This window comes from Promicromonospora kroppenstedtii, from assembly GCF_044389675.1.
Classification (GTDB): Bacteria; Actinomycetota; Actinomycetes; order Actinomycetales; family Cellulomonadaceae; genus Promicromonospora; species Promicromonospora kroppenstedtii.
In genome coordinates, this window is the sequence record NZ_JBIRYI010000009.1 from 32993 (window position 1) to 58155 (window position 25163).

The 25163-nt window shown below is 73.0% G+C and carries 18 protein-coding genes; 11 read left to right on the forward strand and 7 right to left on the reverse strand.

Annotated elements, in window-relative coordinates:
• Positions 1 to 258 precede the first annotated feature (258 nt).
• The 3 genes from ACH47X_RS15365 to ACH47X_RS15375 are packed head-to-tail and all read right to left on the reverse strand — an operon-like array spanning position 259 to position 3929.
• A complete protein-coding gene (locus ACH47X_RS15365; RefSeq protein WP_397405473.1) occupies positions 259 to 1221 on the reverse strand; it encodes a MaoC family dehydratase in 963 nt (320 codons plus the stop codon).
• Positions 1218 to 2561: a 3-oxoacyl-ACP reductase gene (locus tag ACH47X_RS15370; RefSeq protein ID WP_397405474.1), complete on the reverse strand. Its 1344-nt coding sequence runs from the start codon at positions 2559 to 2561 to the stop codon at positions 1218 to 1220. The genes ACH47X_RS15365 and ACH47X_RS15370 overlap by 4 nt, the downstream gene beginning before the upstream one ends.
• A gap of 45 nt (positions 2562 to 2606) precedes the next feature.
• Positions 2607 to 3929, reverse strand: coding sequence for an acetyl-CoA C-acetyltransferase (locus ACH47X_RS15375; RefSeq protein WP_397405475.1), 1323 nt, complete (start codon positions 3927 to 3929; stop codon positions 2607 to 2609).
• 185 nt (positions 3930 to 4114) lie between these two features.
• Between ACH47X_RS15375 and ACH47X_RS15380 the strand changes: the two genes are divergently transcribed.
• Both ACH47X_RS15380 and ACH47X_RS15385 read left to right on the forward strand, forming a co-directional pair.
• Complete coding sequence (locus ACH47X_RS15380) at positions 4115 to 4849, forward strand: TetR/AcrR family transcriptional regulator (RefSeq protein ID WP_142032247.1); 735 nt, start codon at positions 4115 to 4117, stop codon at positions 4847 to 4849.
• A gap of 59 nt (positions 4850 to 4908) precedes the next feature.
• Positions 4909 to 7047, forward strand: coding sequence for an acyl-CoA dehydrogenase family protein (locus tag ACH47X_RS15385; protein WP_397405476.1), 2139 nt, complete (start codon positions 4909 to 4911; stop codon positions 7045 to 7047).
• A gap of 109 nt (positions 7048 to 7156) precedes the next feature.
• Here the strand turns inward: ACH47X_RS15385 and ACH47X_RS15390 are convergent, their stop codons facing one another.
• Both ACH47X_RS15390 and ACH47X_RS15395 read right to left on the reverse strand, forming a co-directional pair.
• A complete protein-coding gene (locus tag ACH47X_RS15390; RefSeq protein ID WP_397405477.1) occupies positions 7157 to 7456 on the reverse strand; it encodes a hypothetical protein in 300 nt (99 codons plus the stop codon).
• Between the two features lie 265 nt (positions 7457 to 7721).
• Positions 7722 to 8579, reverse strand: a complete 858-nt coding sequence (locus ACH47X_RS15395) for a DUF2599 domain-containing protein (RefSeq protein ID WP_397405478.1) — start codon at positions 8577 to 8579, stop codon at positions 7722 to 7724.
• A 92-nt stretch (positions 8580 to 8671) separates the two neighbouring features.
• Here ACH47X_RS15395 and ACH47X_RS15400 point away from each other — a divergent pair, with 92 nt between their 5' ends.
• On the forward strand, positions 8672 to 9361 hold the full coding sequence (locus ACH47X_RS15400; protein WP_397405479.1) for a hypothetical protein: 690 nt from the start codon (positions 8672 to 8674) through the stop codon (positions 9359 to 9361).
• Here the strand turns inward: ACH47X_RS15400 and ACH47X_RS15405 are convergent.
• Positions 9327 to 10628 (reverse strand): hypothetical protein, encoded by a 1302-nt coding sequence (locus ACH47X_RS15405; RefSeq protein WP_397405480.1) that lies wholly within the window; start codon positions 10626 to 10628, stop codon positions 9327 to 9329. The genes ACH47X_RS15400 and ACH47X_RS15405 overlap by 35 nt on opposite strands.
• A 195-nt stretch (positions 10629 to 10823) precedes the next feature.
• Between ACH47X_RS15405 and ACH47X_RS15410 the strand changes: the two genes are divergently transcribed.
• Positions 10824 to 11339, forward strand: coding sequence for a GNAT family N-acetyltransferase (locus ACH47X_RS15410; RefSeq protein WP_397405481.1), 516 nt, complete (start codon positions 10824 to 10826; stop codon positions 11337 to 11339).
• On the opposite strand, the gene ACH47X_RS15415 is transcribed toward ACH47X_RS15410, so the two are convergent.
• Positions 11321 to 12235: an EamA family transporter gene (locus tag ACH47X_RS15415; protein ID WP_142032265.1), complete on the reverse strand. Its 915-nt coding sequence runs from the start codon at positions 12233 to 12235 to the stop codon at positions 11321 to 11323. The genes ACH47X_RS15410 and ACH47X_RS15415 overlap by 19 nt on opposite strands.
• 177 nt (positions 12236 to 12412) lie before the next feature.
• On the opposite strand from ACH47X_RS15415, the gene ACH47X_RS15420 reads away from it, so the two are divergent.
• The 7 genes from ACH47X_RS15420 to ACH47X_RS15450 all read left to right on the forward strand — a co-directional run bounded on the left by ACH47X_RS15420 (position 12413) and on the right by ACH47X_RS15450 (position 25124).
• Positions 12413 to 13291: a glycoside hydrolase family 16 protein gene (locus ACH47X_RS15420; RefSeq protein WP_397405482.1), complete on the forward strand. Its 879-nt coding sequence runs from the start codon at positions 12413 to 12415 to the stop codon at positions 13289 to 13291.
• A gap of 131 nt (positions 13292 to 13422) precedes the next feature.
• Positions 13423 to 15762 carry a phosphoribosylformylglycinamidine synthase subunit PurL gene (gene purL / locus ACH47X_RS15425; protein WP_397405483.1) on the forward strand — a complete coding sequence of 780 codons (2340 nt, stop codon included), beginning with the start codon at positions 13423 to 13425 and terminating at the stop codon, positions 15760 to 15762.
• 64 nt (positions 15763 to 15826) lie between these two features.
• Entirely contained in the window at positions 15827 to 16789 is a 963-nt protein-coding gene (locus ACH47X_RS15430; protein ID WP_397405484.1) for an endonuclease/exonuclease/phosphatase family protein, read from the forward strand.
• A gap of 48 nt (positions 16790 to 16837) precedes the next feature.
• Positions 16838 to 19597, forward strand: coding sequence for an RNB domain-containing ribonuclease (locus tag ACH47X_RS15435; protein ID WP_397405485.1), 2760 nt, complete (start codon positions 16838 to 16840; stop codon positions 19595 to 19597).
• A gap of 25 nt (positions 19598 to 19622) precedes the next feature.
• Positions 19623 to 19799 (forward strand): hypothetical protein, encoded by a 177-nt coding sequence (locus ACH47X_RS15440; RefSeq protein WP_397405486.1) that lies wholly within the window; start codon positions 19623 to 19625, stop codon positions 19797 to 19799.
• A complete protein-coding gene (locus tag ACH47X_RS15445) occupies positions 19799 to 20215 on the forward strand; it encodes a sterol carrier family protein (RefSeq protein WP_397405487.1) in 417 nt (138 codons plus the stop codon). The genes ACH47X_RS15440 and ACH47X_RS15445 overlap by 1 nt, the downstream gene beginning before the upstream one ends.
• 358 nt (positions 20216 to 20573) lie before the next feature.
• On the forward strand, positions 20574 to 25124 hold the full coding sequence (locus ACH47X_RS15450; RefSeq protein ID WP_397405488.1) for an ExeM/NucH family extracellular endonuclease: 4551 nt from the start codon (positions 20574 to 20576) through the stop codon (positions 25122 to 25124).
• Positions 25125 to 25163 lie beyond the last annotated feature (39 nt).

Here is a 25163-nt window from a genome sequence, read left to right on the forward strand (position 1 = left end):
CGAGCATCCGCGAGCGGTGCGCGGCACCAGCCGAACGTAGGGCCGGTCGCTCCAAGAGCCGTCTTGAGCCGACCAACCCTACGTTCACCTTGTGGTTGCGCGTACGGACCCGCGGACCGATCGGCGCGCGAACCCCTCACCTTCGAGGCCTAAGTTTCTTAGCTTTGAGTCGCGTCAGAACGAAGAAACTTAGGCCTCGAAGGGGAGCTCCGCACCGGGCCCGACGGCGGACAGCCGCGGCCCGACGTCGGCCGGTCGTCAGAGCGGCCGGACCGTGCCCCGGAAGTGGCGGGTGTCCTTGCCGGACCGCCAGCCGTCGTACACGAACCCGGAGGCCGCGCCCGCGTCGCCCTCGGCGACGTCCGTCGCGTACCGGATCGCCACGTCGACCGTCCCGGGCAGCAGTACCGGCCGGAAGAACTCGACGGTCCACTCGTACGCCTCCCCGCGGCGTGCGGGACCGACCTCGGCCAGCGCCCGGGCCGCGGAGTACATCCCGTGCGCGATCGTCCGCGGGAACCCGAACGCCTTGGCGCCCAGGTTCGACGTGTGGATCGGGTTCTGGTCGCCCGACACGGCCCCGTAGGCCCGGCCGGTCCCCGCGCCGAGCTTCCAGCGCGCGGTCGGCAGGGGTGCGGTCCACTCCTCGCGCGGGGATTCCTCGGCCGGGGCCGCGCCGTCGGGCGCCGTGAAGCCCTTGGCGAGGTAGGTCGAGACGCCCTGGTAGGCCAGGTCGCCGTCCACCAGCACCTCCGCGACCAGGTCCACCTGGACGCCGCGCCGGTGCGCGCGGGCGTCCTGCGCCCACGCCCGCACCTCGACGGTCTCGCCCAGCCGCACCGGGCGCAGCACGCGCACGACGTTCCGCAGGTGCACCATGCCGAGCAGCGGCAGCGGGAAGTCGCCGCGCACCATCACGGCCGTGGCCACCGGGAACGCGAGCACGTGCAGGAACCCGGCGGGCAGCACGTCCGACGACGGCTCGCCCAGCAGGTCCTGGTAGGCCGCCAGGTGCGCCGCCTCGCCCGCGGTGGCCACGCGCGCGACGCGGTACGTCACCTCGGGCAGCCGGACCTCACCCTTCGGGCGCTTGCCGGCGGACCCGGCGACCCCCTTCGCGAACAGCCCGCCCAGCCTCGGCACCTCGGGCAGGTCGGTCACGCTGTACGACGCCGGCGCCTGCGGCGCGACCACTGCGCTCTGCGTTCGTCGCACGGTCACTTGCCCACCATGTGCTGACCGCACACCCGCAGGGTCTGCCCGTTGATCCCGGCGGCCGGGCCGGACGCGAGGAACGAGATCGCCTCGGCGATGTCGACCGGCAGGCCGCCCTGGCCCAGCGACGGCATCCGGCGCGCAACGGTGCGGGTGAGTGCCGGAACCTTCGCGGTCATCTCGGTCTCGATCCAGCCGGGCGCGACGGCGTTCGTCGTGCCGCCGGTGGCCGCCAGCACGGGGGCGCCTGCCGCGGCGTTCGCGATGACTCCCGCCTTCGTGTAGCCGTAGTTGGTCTGCCCGCGGTTGCCGGCGAGGCCGGTGGTCGAGGCCAGGGAGACGATCCGGAGCCCCTCGACGCCGGCCGCGAGCAGGCGCTCGTTGATCCGGAGCTGCGCCGTGAGGTTCACGGCGATCACCGGGTCCCACTTGTCGGCCGTCATGTTGGCGAGCAGCTTGTCGCGCGTGATGCCGGCGTTGTGCACCAGGATGTCCAGGCCGCCGAGCGGCTTGGTCGCGGCCAGGATCTTGTCGGCGGCGTCGTCGGCGGTGATGTCGAGCTGCAGCGCGACGCCCCCGATCTCGTTCGCGACGGTCGCGAGGGACTCGCCGGCGGGCGGTACGTCGATCACGACGACCCTGGCGCCGTCCCGGGCCATCGTCCGGGCGATCGCCGCGCCGATGCCCCGCGCGGCGCCGGTGACCACGGCCACCTGTCCGGCCAGCGGAGCCTCCCAGTCCACCGGCCCCGCGGCGTCGGACGGGCCGACGGGCAGGAGCTGGCCGTCCACGTACGCCGACTTGGCCGACAGGAAGAACCGCAGCGTCGCCACGGCCGAGGCGGAGTCGACGGCCGCGTCACCCGTGAGCTGGATGCCGTTGGCCGTGGACCCGCCGCGCAGCTCCTTGCCGAGCGAGCGGACCAGACCCTCGACGCCGCCGCGGGTCGCGGCCAGCACCGGGGCGTCGCCGTCGGCCACGGCCCGGGAGATGCTCACGACCCGGCCGTTGCCCGCCAGCCGCCGCAGCGTGCCGGCGACGGTGAGCACGGGGGCCGAGACCGCCGCGGGCGTCTCGGCACCGGTCAGCACCAGCACGACGGCGCCGAACCGCTCGCCGTCGGCGGTCTCCGCGTTGCGGCGCACGTCGACGTCCCAGCCGGACAGGACCTTGGCGACGGCGTCCGCGTCGGCGGCCGAGGCGTCGTCGGACACCACCAGGACCGGGCCGACGGTGAGCGGGCTGCCGGGGCGGTAGCGCCGGAGGATGGCGGGCTGGGGCAGGCCCAGCTTCTTGAAGACGGGCTTGAGCGTCCCGTTGGCCAGGTTGAGATAGCTGTCGGTCACGATGTCCTCTTCGATTGCGTGGCGTACGGGCGGGCTCGGCCAGACTTACACGGACTCGACGAGGGCCACCGCGCCCAGCCCACCGGCAGCGCAGACGGAGATCAGCGCGCGTGCGGGCTGACCGGTCTCCTTGGCCTTCGCGGCGACCAGCTTGGCCGCCGTCGCGATGATGCGGCCGCCGGTCGCGGCGAACGGGTGGCCCGCGGCGAGCGAGGAGCCGTTCACGTTCAGCTTGCTGCGGTCCACCTTGCCGAACGCGCCGTCCAGCCCGAGCTCCGTGCGGCAGTACTCCTCGTCCTCCCACGCGGCGAGCGTGGTCAGCACGGTGGAGGCGAACGCCTCGTGGATCTCGAGGAAGTCGAGGTCGTCCAGCGTGAGTCCGTTGCGGGCCAGCAGGCGCGGGACCGCCGCGACCGGGGCCATGAGCAGGCCCTCGTGGCCGTGCACGAAGTCGACGGCCGCCGTCTCGGCGTCCACGAACTTCGCAAGGATCGGCAGCTCCCGCTCCTCCGCCCAGGCGCGCGACGCGAACAGGACGGCGGACGCGCCGTCGGTCAGCGGCGTGGAGTTGCCCGCGGTCATGGTGGCCGGGTCCGCCAGCTTGGCGCCGAACACGGGCTTGAGCTTGGCGAGCTTCTCGAGCGAGGTGTCGGGGCGCAGGTTGTCGTCGCGGGTCAGGCCCTTGAACGGGGTGACCAGGTCGTCGAAGAAGCCGGCCTCCCATGCGCGGGCGAGGTTCTGGTGCGAGTTGTACGCGATCTCGTCCTGCGCCTCGCGCGTGATGCCCCACTTGGCCGTCGTGATCGCCTGGTGCTCGCCCATGGACAGGTGGGTGCGCGGCTCTCCCGTGCTCGGGGTGGCCGGAGCCAGGTCCTTCGGGCGGATCTGGAGCAGGGCCTTGACCTTGGCCCCGGTGGTCTTGGCGTGGTTGGCCTCCAGGAGCGCGGCGCGGAGCCGGTCGCTGACGACGATCGGCGCGTCCGACACGGTGTCGGTGCCGCCGGCGATGGCGGACTCGATCTGGCCGAGCTTGATCTTGTTCGTCACCGCGATGGCGGCCTCGAGACCCGTGGCGCACGCCTGCTGCACGTCGTACGCGGGAGTCGTGGGCGCCAGGGAGGAGCCCAGCACGCTCTCGCGGATCAGGTTGAAGTTCTTGCTGTGCTTGAGCACCGCGCCGCCCACCACCTCGCCCAGGCGCTCGCCCTGCAGGCCGAAGCGGGCGACGAGGCCCTCGAGAGCAGCGGTGAACATGTCCTGGTTGCTGGTCCGGACGTACTTCTTGCCGGCGCGGGAGAACGGGATGCGGTTGCCGCCGATGATCACGGCCTCGCGCGTGGACGGGACGGGGGAGGGGGTAGTGGACACGTCGCTGTTCCTTCTCGGTTCGTCGTCGGGCGGAGGGCTTCGTTGGGTCGAGCCTTGTCGAGACCAGGGCGGCACGCGACCCGAGTTCGACCCGGGTGGTGCCCAGGACTCACAGTACCTGATACTCTCAGTCTCGTGAGACGAATCACAAGACCTCTAGCGAGTCAAGGTGGGGAGGCGGAGCGATGAGCATCGGAGTCGACGGTCGTTCGACCCGCTGGGACGACCACCGCACGGCGCGTCGGGCAGAGCTCGTCCGCGCCGCGCGCAAGGCCGTGCACCGCCTGGGGCCTGCGGTCTCGATGGACGAGATCGCCGCCGCGGCAGGTACGTCCAAGTCGATCGTCTACCGGTACTTCGACGACAAGGCGGGCCTGCGGCTCGCCGTCGCCGAGACCGTGGTCATGCAGATGCACGACGCGCTGCGTGCCGCCGCACAGCAGGCGGACAACCCCGAGATGGCGCTGCGCGAGATGGTGCGCGTCTACCTCGAGATGATCGAGAGCTCACCCAACGTCTACTGGTTCGTGACCCGGACCGCGATCGGCGGCAACGAGCCGGCGCCGGTCGAGAGCGGTCGCCGCGGCCGACGTGCCCCGGCCCCTGCCGCCGACGACGCCGCGCCGACCTCGCCGGCCGACCTGCACCCGCTGGGTGCCTACCTCGACTCCGTGATCGAGCTCGTCGCCGAGCCGTTCGCGCGTGCCACCGACGTCCCTCCGGCCGACGCGGCGGCCTGGGCCGCCGGCGCCGTCGGCTTCGTGCGCGGCTCCGGTGAGTGGTGGCTCGGCCACCGCAACATCGAGTCGACGCCGCTGACCCGTGAACAGCTCACCGAACGCGTGACGCTCTGGCTCTGGACCGGTCCGGTGGGCGTGCTGCACCAGGCCCGGCCCGGCGCGGCGCCCGCGACCGCCTGACCCCGACCCACCCTCCCGACACCAGACCTGGCCCTCCGGCCGAACACCGAGGAGAACCGATGACGACCACCTCCGAGCCCGTGACCCCCACGGCGACGGCCCCGCAGGCCGTGGCGCCCCAGCCCGAGGCGACCCGTCCGGCGTCGGGCACCCGAGTGGACGTACCTGCCCTGCAGCGGATGCTGCTCGGGCGCTGGCCCGAGGAGCGGTCCGAGGCCCGCCGGATGGTGGCCGAGCACCCCGAGCTGTGGAAGCAGGAGGGGATCACCAAGGAGGAGCACCGGGAGATCACCCTCGCGCAGATGAAGCAGATGGTGCCGTACGGCCAGGTGCTGCGAGCCTTCCCGGAGCGGCTCGGCGGTCGGGACCAGGCGGGCGCGAATCTGGTGGGCTTCGAGGAGCTCGTCGCCGCTGACCCGTCGCTGCAGATCAAGTCGGGTGTGCAGTGGGGGCTGTTCGCGTCCGCGATCAACCACCTCGGCACGGAGGAGCAGAAGGACCGCCTGCTGCCGGGCGCCATGGACCTGAGCGTTCCGGGCGCCTTCGCGATGACCGAGACGGGTCACGGGTCCGACGTCGCCGCCATCGGCACCACCGCGACGTACGACCCGGAGACCGAGGAGTTCGTCATCAACACCCCGTTCCGCGGGGCGTGGAAGCAGTACCTCGGCAACGCGGCGCGGCACGGTGTGGCGGCGACGGTGTTCGCGCAGCTGATCACCAACGGCGTCGACCACGGCGTGCACTGCTTCTACGTGCCGATCCGGGACCCGCAGACCATGGAGTTCCTGCCCGGCGTCGGCGGCGAGGACGACGGGCAGAAGGGTGGCCTGAACGGCATCGACAACGGCAAGCTGCACTTCACGGACGTGCGGGTGCCCCGCCAGGACCTCCTGGCCCGGTACGGCCAGGTGGCGGCGGACGGTACCTACACCTCGTCGATCGACAGCCCCGGACGCCGCTTCTTCACCATGCTCGGGGCCCTCGTGCAGGGTCGGGTCTCGCTCGACGGCGCGGCGATCACCGCGGCGAAGATCGGCCTCGCGATCGCCACGAAGTACGCCGAGCAGCGTCGCCAGTTCTCGCCCGCGACCGGCGCCGACGAGCTGACCCTCCTCGACTACGCGACGCACCGTCGCCGGCTCTTCCCCCGGATCGCCGAGGCGTACGCGATGCACTTCGCGCACGACGAGCTCCTGGACCTGTTCGACGACGTCTTCTCGGGACGCGAGGACACCCCCGCCAAGCGTGAGGACCTGGAGACGACGGCGGCAGCGCTCAAGGCGACGTCCACCTGGTACGCCCTCGACACCCTGCAGGAGTGCCGCGAGGCCTGCGGCGGCGCCGGGTTCCTGTCCGAGAACCGGTTCACCGGGCTGCGCGCGGACCTCGACATCTACGCCACCTTCGAGGGCGACAACCACGTGCTGCTGCAGCTCGCGGCCAAGCGCCTGGTGGGGGACCACGGCAAGAAGATGGCGCGGGCCGCGAAGTCCCCGGCGGGCATGGCGGGCATCGTGGCCGGGCAGGCCAAGGACGCCGTGCTGCACAAGACCCCGCTGCGCCGGCTCGGCCAGTCGGTGGCCGACGGCGGCGCGGCCCGGTCCGCGGGCCGTCTGCTCGACGCGGACGTCCAGCGCGGGCTGATCGCCGGCCGCTACGAGGGCATGGTCGCGGCCACCGCGATGGGCATGCGCCCCGCGCTCAAGGCCGACTCGATCAAGGCACAGGAGATCTTCGACGACAACCAGGTCAACCTCATCGGGTCCGCGGCCGCGTGGGCCGAGCTGGTCCGCTGGGACGCATTCACCAAGGCCATCGGCAAGGTGACCGACCCGGGTACCCGCACGGTGCTGACGCTGCTGCGTGACATCTACGGCCTCACCACCATCGAGCGCCACCTGGACTGGCACCTGACCAACGGCCGCATCTCGACGGGCCGGGCCAAGGCCGTGACGGCGACGATCGACCGCATGCTGAAGGCCCTGCGCCCGCACGTGCTCGACGTCATCGACGCCTGGGGCTTCTCCCAGGAGCACCTGCGTGCCCCTATCGCCGACGGCTCCGAGAAGGAGCGGCAGGACGAGGCCCGGGCGTACTACCGCGAGCTGCGGGCGAGCGGCACGGCGCCGGTCAGCGAGAAGGAGCTGCGCAAGCAGGAGGCCAAGAAGGCCAAGGCGGCTGCGCAGGCCCAGTAGGCGACGCGACGAGCAACCGCAGCCGCGGCGCACATCCCTCGCGGGACGTGCGCCGCGGCTGCGGTTGCTCCTTGTCGGTGTCCCGTCGCGGTGGGCGACGGTGATCTGGTCAGGCGGCGTCCGGGACCGCGGCCACCACGGGCACCGGGAGCTGTTGCACCGGGACCGGCTCGGACTCGGTGTCGGACTCCTCGTTGTCGGCGGGGCGCGCGAGCGGACCGCTGAGGATGATCGGGGCGCCCGTGGCGGGCGCCGGTTCGGGGACGGCCCGGACCACGACGAAAATGCCCGCCAGCCCGATGAGGGCGGCGAGCACGGCGAGGGGTACGAGCTGGTATGCGAGTGTGATTCCGAGGAGCGCACCGCCGCCGACCGCGACGGATGATCCCAGGATGATGACGCGGGTCATCTGGAGCCTCCCTGCCAAGGTGTCTCCGAGGAGAAGTTGCCCTGCCCCAGGGGGGAACTCTGTGGCGCCGCACCACCGGAAGATGTTCGTCGAGCGGCTGAGGGCGCGCGAGGAACAGGTGCCGGAGCCCGGCTGAGCTGGGGCTCATAGATTGTTTGGCGAGCCTGCCTCGCCGTCTTTCCAGGAAACCTCACCCCGTCCGTCCCCGCACCTCGAATGGCTCCGGTACTGGTCACGACTGGGTCACGGCCGCATCGGCGACAGCTCACACCGGGTTGCAGTGTGCGGTGGCCGTGAGGATCAGCCCGACGTCGGGCCGCCACGGCTCCAGGTTCCACGTCTCCTTGTCCGCCGCGCCCAGGGCGTGGCACACGAGCTGGTGTTCCATGGTGTCGCTGTCGGCCTCCGGCTCGGCGGCCACGAGCTGCGTGCGGATCAGGTCGAGGCCCGCCTCCCCGGCGCGCCTCGCCCAGTCCGCCGGGTCGACCGCGAGGGACCGGCCGCCCTCGTTCTCGCCCCAGCTCATGCCCTCGATCGCCTGCGTGCCCACCACGAACGTGAGGGTCAGCGGCGTGGTGTGCTCCGGCTCGTCCGCGCCCGCGCCGACCGACCGGTCGTCGAGCTCCACCTGGGCCCGTGTCGCGTCGATCTCGGTGACGTCGATGCGGGGTGCGTCTGCCGCGGCGTCCTCCGCCGGCTCGGGCGGGCTCAGTGCCGCGACCGCGGTGCCGTTGCCGTCGAGCACCGTGACGCTGCCGTCGGAGTCGACGTCGAGCACCCCGGGGGAGGTGAGGGCGAGGCGCGCGGTGCGCCCGGGGGTCAGGTCGAGCGTGACCGTGCGTGTGCCCGGCCCGAGCTCGTCCTCCCGTACCTCGGCGGCCTTCCGCGAGCTGACCTCCAGCACGACGTCGCCGGCGGTGACGGTGATGGTGCTGGTCCGCCCCCTGGGCTTCGCGGTGCTGTGCTCGGGTGTCGGTGTCGCCTGCGATGCTGTGGGCGCCGGGTCGGCGGTCCCGTCCGAGCCCTGCGCGCGCTCGACCAGGCTGCAGCCGCCCAGTGCGAGGAGGGCGGCAAGGGTGGCGCACGCGGCCAGGGGCGGCGTGACGGCTCGACGGATCAGCACGTGCCCATTGTGCGGGCCGCCGGCTGCCGGGCGGTGGTCTGGGTCCGGCGTGCCGGGTGGCGCGCGCCGACCTCACCCCCTACAGTTAGAACATGCGTTCGAACAAGATGCTGGTGACTCGCGGTCCGGTCGACGTACCGGGCCAGTCTCCGCGTGGTGCAGCAGTGCCGCGCGAGTCGGGGTTCGCGAGCGGTTTCGCGGACCTTTCGGAGGCGGTCGACGCCGTCGCGGCGATCGACTCCCTGCTCTCCTCGCTCGCGGCGTCCCGCGCCGTGCTGATGGAATCCGTCCGGGAGTGGGTGGCCGACCAGCCCGAACTGTTCGACGCCCCCGAGGTGGAGGCCGACGATCTCGCCGGCCTGGCGCCCGAGCTCGTCGAACGGCTCGCCAAGGCCCTGCGGGTGCCCGAGGGCTCCGCGGTCGCGCTCATCGAGGAGTCTCGCGCGTTGGTGCACGAGCACCCGCGTACGCTCGCGGCGCTGCGCGGCGGGCAGATCACGCACGCCCACGCGCAGACCATCCTCGGGTACACCGACGGGCTGCGGCGGGGCAACCGGGTGGCGCTGGAGACCCGTCTCCTCAAGCACGCGCGCACCACGACCCCCGGCGAGCTGAGCCTCGTCGCGCGGGCCGAGCGCGAGCGGCGGCTGCGTCCGGGGCGGCGGGCGGACCCGTCGGCGCACCGGGCAGAACCCCTGGCGCGCAGGGCGGAGCCGCAGGTCGCGGACCGGCCCCGGCGTCAGCGCGTCAGCGCCTACCCCACAGGTCGTCCCATGCCGTGAAGGCTTCGTCGGTGTGCGGGGCCTGCTGGTGCCCCCCGCCGCCGGCGTGGGCCTGGGGCTGGCCGCCCCAGGCCGGTGCGTCCCACACAGGGGCCGGCTGGCCGAACGGGTCGGGAGCGGGGTCCTGAGCGGTTTGGTACCGGCCCCAGGGCTGCTCGTCGTACTGCACGGGCTGCTCGGCGGCCGGGGCCGCGCCATACGGCTCGGGGGCGGCCGGGTAGGCCGGGTCGTACGGGGCGGCGTCGTATCCCCCTGGCGGCGTGGCCGGCTGCGCGGTCTGGTGCGGCTCCAGCCAGGGCTGCGCGGCCTCGGTCTGTCCCGACCACGGGGACTGTGCCGGGACGGTCTCCTGCGACCAGGGCAGTTCCGGTGCGCCAGGCGTCTCGTAGCCGGGAACGGGGCCGGCCTGACCACTGCCGCCGAACTGGCTGCCACCGGCCGGGGTGTCGTCTGCGGGGGCGCCGCCGTGCCGGCCGCCGGCGCGCGGCCTGCTGCCGCCTCCTGGCGCGAACCCGGTCTCCAGCGCGCCACCGCCGTAGCCCGGGCTGACGTAGCCGTGGCTGTCCAGGGTGCCGCTGCCGAACACGGACGTCCCATGGTCCTGCGCGCCGTGAGGCGTCTGTCCGAGCGGGTCCTCCCGGCGGGACGGCGGCGGCAGCGGCGGGTAGCCGTCGTCGGTCCGGCGCGGCGCCGAGACCGCCGCGAACGTCGTCGTGGCCAGGTACTGCTCGAACGGGACGTCGAAGGTCTCGTCGTGCGCCCAGGCCGAGTCCCAGGGCTCGTTCACGGGAGCGGCTGCGGCTCGGCGCCCGCCGTCGGGCAGCGGGGGCAGCCGGATCTCGCCGGAGCTGTGCAGCACGCTGTCGTGCATCTGGCCCACCCAGTTCAGCGCGAGCTCGAAGCGCATGGTGCTCAGGCCGTCCACGCCCAGCTCGCCGCCCACCGCGGGGTGCGGGTTGAACGTGTAGACGTCCTCCTCGCCCAGCAGCATGCCGCGGCCGCGGGCTTCGCGGACCAGGTCGTCCATGAGGTACGTGGCTCGCCCCTCGGGCGACTCCAGCTCCGCGTACATGGTCACCGCGGAGTTCCAGCGGAGCTCCAGGGTGCCCTCGACCGTGTCCAGGAACCACCAGCCGTCCAGCGACTCCAGGAAGATGTCGCCGAAGCAGGTGGCGAACCGCGGGGTCTGCTCACGGAGCCCCATCCAGCGCCACGAGGCCAGCCCGAACTCGAAGGCAACCTTCGGGAAAGTCCGGAGCAGCTTCATGTCCGAATGAAACCACTTTCGGGTAAACGTCGGGAACCCCTACGTGACATCTTTGTTTCACCCTTGAGGGGTAGGTCGGTTTCACCCGCGAGGGCAGTCCTCGCGTGACGTATTCGCCGAACTGCTGTGCGAGAACTTCGCGGTGAACGTGGCCTGTGGAGGGGCAACGCCCGGACCCGGGCCTACCGTTTGCGCATGAGCATCGAGGTACGTGACGCGGAACCCTCCGAGTACGACGCGATCGGCAAGATCGTCGAGGCGGCCTTCGCCGCTGACGGGCAGCTCGACGCGCCCGACTCCGCCTTCTACGCGGGCGTCCTGCGCGACGTCGCCGGCCGCGCGGGCGCGGCCGAGATCATCGCGGCGCTGGACGACGGCGTGGTGGTGGGCGGCGTGACCTTCGTGCCGCGCGGCGGGCCCATGGCCGACATCGCGGGGGACGGCGAGGCGGAGATCCGCATGCTCGGCGTCGCGCCGGACGCGCAGGGCCGGGGTGCCGGGTCCGCGCTGATGCGGGAGTGCCTGGACCGGGCCGCGCGCGACGGCGGACGTGACGGCGCCCCGGGGGCGCGGCGGGTCGTGCTCTCGACCAACACGATCGCCCACGGCTCGCACCGGCTCTACGAGCGGCTCGGTTTCGTGCGCGACCCCGCCCGCGACTGGACCCCGGTGCCCGGCGTGGACCTCCTCTGCTACGTACGGGAGCTGTAGCGCCGTGGCGGCCGCAGCAGCCCCGACGTGATCGCCACGCCGAGCAGGAGCAGCAGCCCGCCGCCCACCTCGGCCGCGTTCGGCACCTCGCCCTGCGCGAGCCAGGCCGCCGTCATCCCGAAGACGGGCACGAGCATGGTGAAGGGCACTACCGCGCTCGCCCGGTGCCGCGCCAGCAGCGTGTTCCAGATGCCGTAGCCCACGAGGCTCGCGAGCCATGCGGTGTACAGGGTGGACAGCACGGCGGCCCAGGTCGGGTGCGACAGCGAGTGGCCGACGGCCGCCGGCCCGTCCAGTACGAGCGCCAGCGCGAACATCGGCACGGGTACCACCAGCGCCGACCACACGGTCATGGACAGGCCGGCCAGCGGCGTCGGCCGGCTGCCGCTCGCCTGCGTCACGGTCCCCAGCCGCCGCACGATCACGTTGCCCGTCGCCCAGGACGCCGCGGCGCCGAGCGTGAGCAGGAACGCCAGCCCCGGCGTCGCGGCGGACCGGCCCAGGCCCACGATCACCAGGCCGACCGCGCCGAGCAGCACGCCGACGAGCTGCGGCGGGGTCGGGCGCTCGCGCAGGGCGACGCTCGCGAACAGGACGGTGAGCACCACCTGCGCCTGGAGCACGAGCGAGGCGAGGCCGGGCGGCATGTCCAGCCAGATCGCGGTGTACATCAGGGCGAACTGGCCGAGGCTGAGGAACAGCCCCACCACCAGCACGTCCTTCATCGGCACGGCGGGCCGGGGGACCAGGAAGATCGCCGGGACGAGCACCACCACGAACCGGATCGCGACGAAGAGCACCGGCGGCACGTCGTCCACGCCGACGTCGATCGCGAGGAAGTTGGTGCCCCAGATGGCCATGACGAGCACGGCGAGGAGCGAGTGGCGCAGGGGCATGGCGTCATGGTCGGCCGCGCCGACGCGGTACGTCCATCGCGTATCACTGGCCGATCGTTCAGTGGCGCTGAACGGTGGCCGCGGCCTGACTACGTACTTTCCCGATCTTGTTCCACCGAGCGGGTGAAAAGTAGCGTCGCGGGCAACGGGAGACACACGTTCGCGAAGGAGCGTCCGATGCGTAGCACCAGATTCCGCACGACCCGCACCACGGTCACGGCGGCCGCGGCCGCGGCCCTCGTCCTGTCCGCCTCGCTCGTCGCGTCCGCGGCCACCCAGCATGCGCCCGACGGCGGCGCGGCCCAGGCCGCGCCGGAGGTCTCCGCCGCGGTGGGTGCCCTGACCTGGTCGGACGAGTTCGACGGCGCCGCAGGCAGCGCCCCGAACCCGGCCAACTGGAACCAGGAGACGGGAGCCGGCGGCTGGGGCAACAACGAGCTCCAGAACTATACGAGCTCGCGCGACAACTCGGCCCTGGACGGGAACGGCAACCTCGTCATCACGGCCCGCCAGGACGGGAACGGCGGCTACACCTCGGCACGCCTGACCACCGCGGGGAAGGTGGAGCCCACCTTCGGCCGCGTCGAGGCCCGGATCAAGATCCCGCGCGGGCAGGGCATCTGGCCCGCCTTCTGGATGCTCGGCGGCCAGATCGACTCCGGCACGCCGTGGCCGGACTCCGGCGAGATCGACATCATGGAGAACGTCGGCTTCGAACCGCACATGGTGCACGGCACCATCCACGGCCCCGGCTACTCCGGCGGCGCCGGGATCGGCGCGGCGTACACCCACCCGCAGGGCTGGTCCTTCGCCGACGACTTCCACACGTTCGCGGTGGACCGGGAACCCGGCCGCATCACCTGGTCGGTCGACGGGAACGTCTACCAGACCCGCACCACGGCCGACGTCGGCGGGAACCAGTGGGTCTTCGACCAGCCGTTCTTCATGCTGCTGAACGTCGCGGTGGGCGGCAACTGGCCCGGCTACCCCGACGGCACCACGCAGTTCCCGCAGCAGATGGTCGTCGACTACGTCCGCGTCTACGACCAGGGCTGACCGCCCTGACACGCGTCAGACGTACAGGTCACAGGAGGGGCCTGTACGTCTGACACGTGATGGCGGGCCCACGTCGTAGACTGGCGGGGCGCTCCGGCGCCCAGAAACCTACCCCGCACGCGAGGAACTACATGACCGCGCCCGCGTCCCAGGCACCCTCCCGCCCGACTCCCGCCGTTCCGTCACTGGACACGGTCGAGGCCGCCGCCGCCACCCCTGACGAGGTGCAGCCGTACGGCGAGCTCGGACTCAAGGAGGACGAGTACCAGCGCATCAAGGACATCCTGGGCCGCCGCCCCACCGCGGCCGAGCTCGCGATGTACTCCGTGATGTGGAGCGAGCACTGCTCGTACAAGTCGTCGAAGGTGCACCTGAGCAAGTTCGGCGAGAAGGTGACCGACGAGATGAAGGAGCACCTCCTCGTCGGCATCGGTGAGAACGCAGGTGTCGTCGACATCGGCGACGGCTGGGCCGTCACCTTCAAGGTCGAGTCGCACAACCACCCGTCGTTCGTCGAGCCCTACCAGGGCGCCGCGACCGGTGTGGGCGGCATCGTCCGCGACATCATCTCGATGGGCGCGCGCCCCGTGGCGGTCATGGACCAGCTGCGCTTCGGCGCCGTCGACCACCCGGACACGGCGCGCGTCGTCCACGGCGTCGTCTCCGGGGTGGGTGGCTACGGCAACTCCCTCGGCCTGCCGAACATCGGCGGCGAGCTCGTCTTCGACGGCTCCTACCAGGGCAACCCGCTGGTCAACGCGCTCTGCCTCGGCGTGCTGCGGCACGAGGACATCCACCTCGCCAATGCCACCGGCCTCGGCAACAAGGTCGTGCTGTTCGGCGCCCGCACGGGCGGCGACGGCATCGGCGGCGCCTCCATCCTGGCCTCGGAGACCTTCGAGGACGGCGTCCCCGCCAAGCGCCCGTCGGTGCAGGTGGGTGACCCCTTCATGGAGAAGGTGCTCATCGAGTGCTGCCTGGAGCTGTTCTCGGCCAAGGTCGTCGAGGGCATCCAGGACCTCGGCGCCGCCGGCATCTCCTGCGCCACCTCGGAGCTCGCCTCCAACGGTGACGGCGGCATGCACGTCGACCTCGACGACGTGCTGCTGCGCGACCCCACGCTGAACGCCGGCGAGATCCTCATGTCGGAGTCGCAGGAGCGCATGATGGCCGTCGTGCGGCCCGACCAGCTCGACGCGTTCCTCGCGATCACGAGCAAGTGGGAGGTCGAGACCGCCGTCATCGGCGAGGTCAACGACTCCGGCCGCCTCACCATCGACCACCACGGCCAGCGGATCGTGGACGTCGACCCCAGGACCGTGGCGCACGAGGGCCCCGTGTACGAGCGGCCCTACGCGCGTCCGGCGTGGCAGGACGGCCTGCAGGCCGACTCGACGACGGCGGCGGGCCTCGCCCGTCCGGCGTCCGGCGAGGAGCTGCGGGAGACCGCGCTGACCCTCCTGGCCTCGCCCAACCTCGCCTCCAAGGCGTGGGTCACCAACCAGTACGACCGGTTCGTCCAGGGCAACACCGCGCTCGCACAGCCCGACGACGGCGGCGTGGTCCGCGTCGACGAGTCCACCGGGCTCGGCGTGGCGCTGGCGACCGACGCGAACGGCCGCTACGGCAAGCTCGACCCGCGCTCGGGTGCCGCGCTGGCGCTGGCGGAGGCCTACCGCAACGTGGCCACGACCGGCGCCGAGCCGCTCGCCGTCACGGACTGCCTGAACTTCGGCTCGCCGGAGCACCCGGACTCGATGTGGCAGCTCGTCGAGGCGATCGAGGGTCTGGCGGACGCCTGCCAGGAGCTCGGCGTCCCCGTGACCGGCGGCAACGTCTCGCTCTACAACGGCACGGGCGAGCCGGGCCAGATCGACTCGTCCATCCACCCCACCCCCGTGGTGGGCGTGCTCGGCGTGCTCGACGACGTGAGCACCGCGCTCTCGTCCGGCTGGCAGACCGAGGGCCTCTCCCTCCTGCTGCTCGGCACCACGCGGGACGAGCTCGACGGCTCGGCCTGGGCCGACGTCGTGCACTCGCACCTCGGCGGCGTGCCCCCGCAGGTGGACCTGGCCGCCGAGAAGGCGCTGGCCTCGGTGCTCGTGGAGGCCCGCCGGTCGGGTCTCGCGGCCGCCGCGCACGACCTGTCCGAGGGCGGCCTCGTGCAGGCACTGATCGAGTCCTCGCTGCGGTTCGGCGTGGGCGCGTCCGTGGCGCTCGAGGGCGTCACGGGCCGCGACAAGGTCGACCCGTTCGTGGCTCTGTTCTCGGAGTCGACCGGGCGCGTCGTCGTCGCCGTGGACCCGGAGCACGAGGGTGAGCTGACCCACCTCGCCGAGGACGCCGGCGTGCCGGTGCTCCGTCTCGGCACCACGGGCGGCGACGCCGTGGTGGTCGAGGGCCAGTTCGAGATCCCGCTGGACGAGGCCCGCGAGCCCTACGAGGCGACCCTCCCGGCCATCTTCGGCTGAGCCGCCCGGCCCCGGATCAGCACGCTGATCCGGGGCCTGGCGGGGGAGCGGTAGGGTCCGGGCTGTGCGATTTGTCCGTGGCCTCATCTCCCTCGTGCTCTGGGTCGTCGCGATCCCCCTGCTTCTCGTGGCGGTGGCCAGGGCGCTCCCGTTCGACAACGTGGCACCGCTGCCGCAGCTCGTCGCGTTCACGCCGTGGGCGCCGCTCGTGGTGCTGCCGCTGCTGATCGTGGCGCTTTTCTCGCGCCGTTGGGTGCTGACGGTGCTGCTCGGGGTCTCGTTCGCAGGCTTCCTGTACTGGACGGCGCCCTTCTTCATGCCCCCGGAGACGTCGGACGTCGCCAACCCGGCCGACGCCGGCACCGTGCGGGTCATGACCGTGAACGCCCTGTACGGGCAGGCCGACGCCGACAGCGTCGTCAGCCTGGTGCGGTCCCAGAACGTCGAGGTGCTGTCGGTCCAGGAGCTGACCCCCGACTTCGAGCAGGCGCTGACCGACGCGGGCCTGGACGAGCTCCTGGCGCACAGCTTCACGGTCCCCGCCGAGGACAGCCCCGGCGGCAGCGGGCTCTGGTCCACGACCGAGCTGACGGACGTGCAGCAGCAGCACGGGTCGAGCTTCGCGATGCCGTCGGCCCTGGTCGACGTGGGCGGCACCGCCGTCCGCGTCACCGTGGTGCACCCGTACCCGCCGATGCCGGACGAGATCACGACGTGGCGCACCGAGCTGGTCGAGCTCACGCAGCGCGTCCACGAGGACGACGCACCGCAGATCCTGGCCGGCGACTTCAACGCCACCTATGACCACGCGACCTTCCGGGACCTGCTCGGCTCGCGGTTCGTGGACGCCACCCGTGAGTGGGGCGCGGGCCCCGCCGTCACGTGGCCGGAGGGCAACCGCGTCCCGCCGCTCTTCGCGCTGGACCACGTGGTCGTGGAACGGGACATGCCGGTCTCCGACGTCGTCGCGATGCAGGTCCCCGGCAGCGACCACCGGGCGCTGGTGGCGACCGTCGTCGTCGAATAGCACAGCGACACCGAGCGGTGAGCGCGGAACCGGCTTATGTTCGCAGTTGTGCCGATCCGTCAGATGCGCCTCGCGCCCGCCGCCACCAACGACGTGAGTGGTGCCCTCGCGGCTCTTCGCGCGGAGGTCGGCCTGCCCGCGATGTTCCCGCAGGACGTGCTCGAAGAGGCGCGCGCGGCGGTCGAGAACGACTTCTCGACGGGCCGCGCCGACCGCCGCGACATCGAGTTCGTCACCATCGACCCGCCCGGCTCCAAGGACCTGGACCAGGCAGTGCACGTGGAACAGTCCGGCGAGGGCTACGTGGTGCACTACGCCATCGCGGACGTCGGCGCGTTCGTGACGCCGGGCGGTGCCCTGGACGCGGAGGCGCACCGGCGCGGCATGACCGTCTACGGTCCCGACGCCCGCACCCCGCTGCACCCGAAGGTGCTCTCCGAGGGCGCGGCCAGCCTGCTGCCCGAGGAGGACCGCCCGGCCGTCCTGTGGACGGTCACCCTCGACGCGCGCGGCATCATCAAGGGCGCCTCGCTGGAGCGGGCCTTCGTGCGCAGCCGCGAGCGGCTCACGTACGCCGAGGTGCAGTCGACGCTGGACGCGGGCACCGCGAGCGAGTCGCTGCAGCTCCTGGCCGACGTCGGCCGTCTGCGCCAGTCGCTGGAGCTGGCGCGCGGCGGGGTCTCGCTCTCCGTACCCGAGCAGGAGGTGGAGCGGCGCGACGACGGCACCTACACGCTGTCGTTCCGGCGCAACCTGCCGGTCGAGGACTGGAACGCACAGATCTCGCTGCTCACGGGCATCGCAGCCGCTCACCTCATGCGGGAGGCGGGCGTGGGCATCCTGCGCACCCTGCCCGAGGCCGACCCCCGCGACCTGGCGCGGCTGCACCGTACGGCACGCGCGCTCGGCATCGACTGGCCGGACAGCATGCCCTACGCCAAGCTCGTCCCGACGCTCGTCTCGCGCATCCCCGAGCACGCGGCCTTCCTCAACGAGGCGACCACGCTCTTCCGCGGCGCCGGGTACGTCGCGTTCGGCATGCGGGGGCCCGACGGCGCCGCGGTACCGCCGCCGGAGAACACGCGGCACGCCGCGATCGCCGCCGACTACGCGCACGTCACCGCACCGCTGCGCCGCCTGGTGGACCGGTACGCGGCCGAGGTCTGCCTGGCCGTCTCCGCCGGACGACCCGTGCCCGAGTGGGTGCTGGAGGCCCTCCCCGGGCTGCCCGACGTCATGGCCGAGACCGGCCGCCGGTCCTCCTCCTTCGAGCGCGAGTGCGTGAACATCGTCGAGGCGTCGCTCCTCGCCGACCGCCTGGGCGAGGAGTTCGACGCCGTGGTGGTCGACGTCGACCAGCCGGACAAGGAACTGCAGCGCGGCGAGGTGGTGCTGCGCGACCCGGCCGTCCGGGCACGGGTGGTCGGCAAGGCGCTCCCGATCGGGGACGAGGTGCGGGTCCAGCTCGCCGAGGCCGACGTCGCCGCGCGGCGCGTCACGTTCACGCTCGGCGGTCCGTTCGCGGGGCTCCCGGACGGCGCGGCGCGCCGGTCGCGGGATGCGGGGAGCGGATCCGGTGGTGCCGGAGCGGCCGGCGGTGCCGGCGCGAACCGAACCCCTGGTACGAGCGGGACGGCGGGGTCGGGCGGTGCGGGATCGCGTGGCGCGGGTTCAGGGCCTGCGACCTCGGGCGGTGCCTTCGGCGCGGCCGGTGCGGCCGGTGAACCTGCCCGCGGCCGCCGCGCGGCCGGGGCGGTCGACGCCCCCAGCCGGTCCGGCAGGCGGGCCGCACGGCGAGCCGCCGGCGCTGCGGACGAGCTGACCGAGAGGCCTGTGGACAAGCCTGTGGACAGAGCTGTGGGCGGAGCGGTCGGCGGCATGATCCCGGACGGCCCGGCGCCGTCGTACACCGCTCCGGCACCCTTCTACGCCGAGCCGACGCCTGCCCCGGCGATGCCAGCCCCGGCGTTCCCGCCGGGCGGGTCCGCGCCCCTGCCCACCCGGCGCGCGGCACAGGTGGCGTCGCGCGCGGCCGAGCCGGGTCCGCGCGCGGACCTCGACCACGACGCGCTGCTGCGATCCGAGGCGCGCTTCCGTTCGGAGGTCCTGCTCGAGTCCGAGGCCGAGCGCAGCTACGAGCCGCAGTTCCTGCCCGCCGCCCAGCTCCGGCCGCGCGAGCAGCAGGAACGCTGGCCCGAACCGGTGGCGACCCGCGAGTCGTGGCAGGGCGCGGAACCGGGCCCGGACACGTGGCAGCAGGCGCCAGGACCCGAGAACTGGCGGCTCGGCCCGGAGCTGGTCCCGGAGCCCGGCCGTGGCCCGGGGCCCGGCCAGAGCCCGGAACCCAGTCCGAGTCCGCGGCCCAGCCCGGTTCCCCGGCCGCGGCCCACCCCGCGGCCCGACCCGCGCCCGCGTCCGGAACCCGCGCCGCAGGAGCCGCAGCCGCCCGCGGCTCGGCCGATGCCGACGGACCCCTCGCACGGCGTGCAGCCCGGCGTGCAGCCCGACGGCCCACGGCGCGCGTCCGCCGACGTCCCCCGCCGCACGCGTCGCGCGGAGTACCCACCCATGAGCCGTCCGGTGCGTCCCCAGGTCCGGGACGAGATGCCGCTGTCCGAGCCCTGGCCGCGCCACGCGCCCGCCGGCCGGCCGCTGTCGCAGCCGGTCCCCGCGGTACGGACGGGTGCGCAGCCGCACGTCGTGCAGGTCGCCCGGTACCCGTCGGTGTCCTCGCAGGAGCTACCGATGGTCGTGGCCGCGGACCTGCTCGCGGTCGAGGGCCGGGTGCCCGACGGTTACCGGTACTGAGGCGCCGGTCCGCGATACTGACTCCATGACCAGTGCTGTTCCCGGTACCACGTTGCGCGCGGGGGGCACCGTCGTGCTCGGTGCCGCCCGGCTGACCGCCTGTACGCCGCCCGACGGGGAGCGGGTCGCGCCCGGCACCGTCCTCACGAGCCTCGTGCGGTCCGGCCGGTCGCGGCTCGGCGACCTCCTGGCGGTGCGGTAGTGCCCCCGCGGCGCCGGACCGACCCGCTGGCCGGGCGCGCCGCCGTCGGCGTCTGGGCCCGGGGCGAGGCGGAACGCAAGGACGTGACGACGGCCGTGCGGTTCACGCTGGAGGAGCTGGCCGAGATCGCGCCCGGTAATTCCGTGGAGGTGCGCGTGCCGCCTGCGGGCGCGGTGCAGGCCGTGGCCGGGCCGCGGCACACGCGGGGCACCCCGCCGAACGTCGTCGAGACCGACCCGGAGACCTGGCTCGGCCTGGCCACGGGCACCCTGAACTGGGCGGACGTCGTCACGGACGGGCGGGTGCGCGCTTCGGGCGACCGTTCCGACATCTCGCACCTGCTGCCGCTGACCGCCGGACGCCGGGCGGCGTCCGCGTCGGGCGCCGAGCCGGAGCCTCCGGCCGCCGGCGGGTGAACCCTGCGCCGTCGGCGTGTACCGGACCGTGGACGTCGGTGGCACCCGCTAGCCTCGGCGTCGATCTCGTGGCTCGGCCGCGGGCGGCTTCACCCGGCGCCGGGACCGCAGTTTTCCCGGCGGGTGTCCGTCCGTAACCGCCGGTTCACGAGGCAGTGATTGGTTGGTGCCGCTCGTGCCGGACCGCCTGCGCAACTGATGCGCGCCCGGCCGCGGCGATGCCGCCGAGCAAGACGTCCAGCAGCAGTGCACTCCAGCCCGGCCTCGGTCGGCTATTGCAGAAGGAGTCAGCGTGAGACCCAGCACGCTCCGGTCCCCGAGTCAGCACCCCCGACCCCGTGGAACGACCGCGGTCGCAGTGGCCCTGTCCGCGGCGCTCACCGTGCCCGCGACGGCGGCAGTCGCCGCTCCCGCGGCCGCCGAGGACGGCCCGGACTCCGGGCACGTCGTCATCAGCGAGGCATACCTTGTCGGCGGCAGCTCCGGCCAGCCGTACCGCAACAAGTTCGTGGAGCTCTACAACCCGACGGACGAGCCTGTCAGCGTCGACGGCTGGTCGGTCCAGTACAAGTCCGCGACGGGTGCGTCGTTCTCGGGGATCACCGCCCTGAGCGGCACCATCGCCGCCGGCGGCCACTACCTGGTCCAGGGCGGGTCGAACGCGGCCAACGGCGAGGCGCTCCCCACGCCCGACGCCGTCGGCAACCTCAACCCGAGCGGTGCGGCGGGCGTGATCGCGCTCGCGTCGCAGGCCACCGCCGTCACGCCCGCCAAGGGCGCCGTGCCGGCCGACGGCGCCGCGGGCGTCGTCGACCTGCTCGGTTACGGCACCGCCGACACGTTCGAGACCGCCCAGGGTCCGGCCGGTCAGGGCACCGGAGTGGTCGGCTCGCTGGAGCGCACCGGTGACGCGGGCGACAACTCGGCGGACTTCGTGTTCAGCACCGAGGTGACCCCCACCAACGGCGAGGGCTCAGAGCCCGAGCCCGAGCCGTCGGAGCCGACCGAGCCCGGCGAGGTCGTCCCGATCGCCGAGATCCAGGGCACCGGTGACACCAGCCCGCTCGACGGCGACACGGTCACGACGCAGGGCGTCGTCACCGCTGTCTACCCGACGGGCGGCTTCAACGGCCTCTACCTGCAGACCGCCGGCACCGGCGGCGGCGAGGACCCGACGCCGGGCGCGTCGGACGCCGTCTTCGTGTTCTCCGCCGCGGCCGCCGCCGACCTCTCGGCCGGTGACCACGTGGAGGTCACCGGCACAGTCTCGGAGTTCAACGGCCTCACGGAGCTCACGCCGTCCGCGGGCGGCTGGACCGTCCTGGACGAGCCCGCGACCGTCGAGCCGACCGTCACCGCCTGGCCCGCTGACGAGGCCGGCCGCGAGGCGCTCGAAGGCATGCTGCTCGCCCCCGAGGGCGAGTTCACGGTGACGGACAACTACGACACCAACTACTACGGCACCGTCGGCCTGGCGGCGGGCGACAGCCCGCTGGTGCAGCCCACCACGGCAGGGCGGCCCGGGTCGGCCGAGTACGACGCGCAAGTCGCGGACAACGCGGCGCGCGCCGTGCTGCTCGACGACGGCTCGTCCACGAACTACAACTCGACCGCGAACAAGTCGAAGCCGCTGCCCTATCTGACCGGTGGCGCGCCGCTGCGGGTGGGCGCGGACGTCACGTTCACGCGGCCCGTCGTCCTGGACTACCGGTTCGACGCGTGGGGCTTCCAGCCGACGTCGCACCTGACGCCGGACGTCGCCGACGCCGTGCAGCCGGCCACGTTCGAGAACACGCGCGAGGACGCGCCCGCCGAGGTGGGCGGCGACCTGAAGGTCGCCACGTTCAACGTGCTGAACTACTTCACCACCACGGGCGACGAGCTCACGGGCTGCACCTACTACACGGACCGCGCCGGTGACCCCGTCACCGTCTCGGGCGGCTGCGACGCCCGCGGCGCGGCCGAGGAGGAGGACCTGCAGCGCCAGCAGACCAAGATCGTCGCGGCGATCTCGGCGCTGGACGCCGACGTGGTCGCCCTGCTGGAGATCGAGAACACGGCCTCGCTCGGTGGCGAGCGTGACCAGGCGCTGTCCGACCTGGTCGACGCCCTGAACGCGGCCGAGGGCGCCGGCACGTGGGCCTACGCGGCCTCCCCGGCCGAGGTGCCCGACGCCGAGGACGTCATCCGCAACGCCTTCATCTACCGGACCGCCACCGCGGAGCCGGTCGGCGACTCGACGATCCTGGTGGGTGACGAGGCGTTCGGCAACGCGCGCCAGCCGCTGGCCCAGACGTTCCAGCCCGCGGGCGGTGCCGCCGGTGCCGGTGACGACGTCGTCGTGATCGCCAACCACTTCAAGTCGAAGGGTTCGGCCGGCCCATGGCCGGGCGACGCGGACCAGGGCGACGGCCAGGGCGCCTCGAACGAGTCCCGCACGCGCCAGGCGACCTCGCTCGCGGCCTTCGCCGAGGAGCAGGCCACCGCGGCCGGCACCGACAAGGTGCTGCTGGTCGGCGACTTCAACGCCTACGAGCAGGAGGACCCGATCCAGGTCCTCACCGACGCCGGTTACACCGATCTCGGTCCCACCACCGGGGAGTACACCTACAACTTCGACGGCATGGTCGGCTCGCTCGACCACGTGCTCGCCTCCCCGGCGGCCGCCGAGGCCGTGTCCGGCACGGACATCTGGAACATCAACGCGTACGAGCCGGTGGCGAACGAGTACAGCCGCTACAACTACAACGCGACGATCCTGTACGACGAGACGCCGTTCCGGTCGTCCGACCACGACCCCGTCCTGGTGGGCCTGGACCTGGGTGGGACCACCACCGAGCCCGGCTCGGTGGACCTGGACCTCGTGGCCATCAACGACTTCCACGGCCGCATCGACAGCAACACGGTGAACTTCGCGGGCACCGTGGAGGAGCTCCGGGCGCAGAACCCCGAGGGCACGGCGTTCGTCTCGGCGGGCGACAACATCGGCGCCTCGCTGTTCGCGTCCGCGCTGCAGCAGGACCAGCCCACGATCGACGTGCTGAACGCGCTCGGTCTGAAGACCTCGGCCGTGGGCAACCACGAGTTCGACCAGGGCATGTCCGACCTCACCGGCCGCGTCGCCGACGCCGCCGACTGGGACTACCTCGGGGCCAACGTCTACGACGAGGCCACGGGCGAGCCCGCCCTGCCGGAGTACCAGGTGGTCCCGGTGAACGGCGTCGACGTCGGCTTCGTCGGCGTGGTCACCGAGGAGACCCCCACGCTGGTCACGCCCTCGGGCATCGAGGGCCTCGAGTTCGGCGACCCGGTCGAGGCGCTCAACCGCGTCACCGACGAGCTGCTGGACGGCGACGCCGCCAACGGCGAGGCGGACGTGGTGGTCGCCCTCGCGCACGACGGCGCGAGCGCGGGCACGCCCGACGGCGCCACCCTGGAGGAGGAGATCGCCGCCGGCGGTCCGTTCGCCGACCTGGTGCAGCAGACCGACCCGCGCGTCGCGGCCATCTTCACCGGCCACACGCACAAGCAGTACGCGTGGGACGCGCCGGTGCCGGGTGCCGAGGGCGAGACCCGCCCGATCATCCAGACCGGCAACTACGGCGAGTTCCTGGGCCACGTCTCGCTCACGGTCGACACCGAGTCCTTCGACGTGACCGACTACAAGGTCGAGAACGTCGCGCGCACGGCGACCCCCGCGGCCGAGCTCATCGAGACCTACCCGGCGGTCGCCGAGGTCGACTCGATCGTGGACGCCGCGCTGGCCAAGGCCGAGGAGATCGGCGCCCAGCCGATCGGCGAGGTCACGGCCGACGTCACCACCGCGTTCTCGGGCGGCTCCTACACCGACGGCGTCTACGCCGGCGGCAACCGGGACGACCGCGCGTCGGAGTCGGCGCTCGGCAACCTCGTGGCCAACTCGCTGCGCGACTCGCTCGCCGCGGACGAGCGGGGCGGCGCCGACATCGGCATCGTCAACCCGGGCGGCCTGCGCAACGAGCTGTACTTCGGCGAGGACGGGATCATCACCTACGCAGAGGCCAACGCGGTGCTGCCGTTCGTCAACAACCTGTGGACGATCACGCTCACCGGGGCACAGCTCGACACGCTGCTCGAGGAGCAGTGGCAGACGGACGCCAACGGCAACCGGCCCTCGCGCCCGTACCTGGCGCTGGGCCTGTCGGACAACGTGTCCTACACCGTGACCACGGCCGACCCGAACGCGACGCCGGGCGACAACGTCTCGTCGATCACGATCGACGGCCGGCCGGTCGACCCTGCCGCGGAGTACCGCATCGCGACGTTCTCGTTCCTGATCTCGGGCGGGGACAACTTCCGGGCCTTCACCGAGGGTACGGACGGCCGCGACTCGGGCCTGGTGGACCGCGACGCCTGGATCACGTACCTGAAGGACTCGTCCCCGGTCACGCCGAGCTTCGCCCGCACCCGCACGGTCGCCGCGGCCCTGCCCGGCACGGTCGAGGCGGGCGCCTCGACGGACGTCAGCCTGTCGGGTCTCGACCTGACCTCGCTGGGCGCCCCGCAGAACGCGTCGGTGGAGACCTTCCTGGTCCCGTCCGGCGGCGAGCCCGCGGACGGCGTCTCGCTCGGCACCAGCCCGGTGACGAACGGCGCGACGTCGGCCTCCGTCACGATCCCGGCCGGTACCGCGGCCGGCGCCTACCAGCTCGTGGTGACGGCGACGCCGTCGGGCACCACCGCGCGGCTGCCGATCACCGTCGAGGCGACCACCCCCGAGGAGCCGCAGGCTCCGGCGTGGGTGCCGTGGAAGCTCTACTGGTGGGGTGACCAGGTGTCCTACAAGGGCAAGGTCTACGAGGCGACCCGGCCGACGATCCTCCAGATCCCGGGCTTCAAGAAGCACGGCCCCTGGAAGCTGATCGGCTGACCCGTCCGCCGAGACAGCACCGCGGCGAAGGAGAACCGC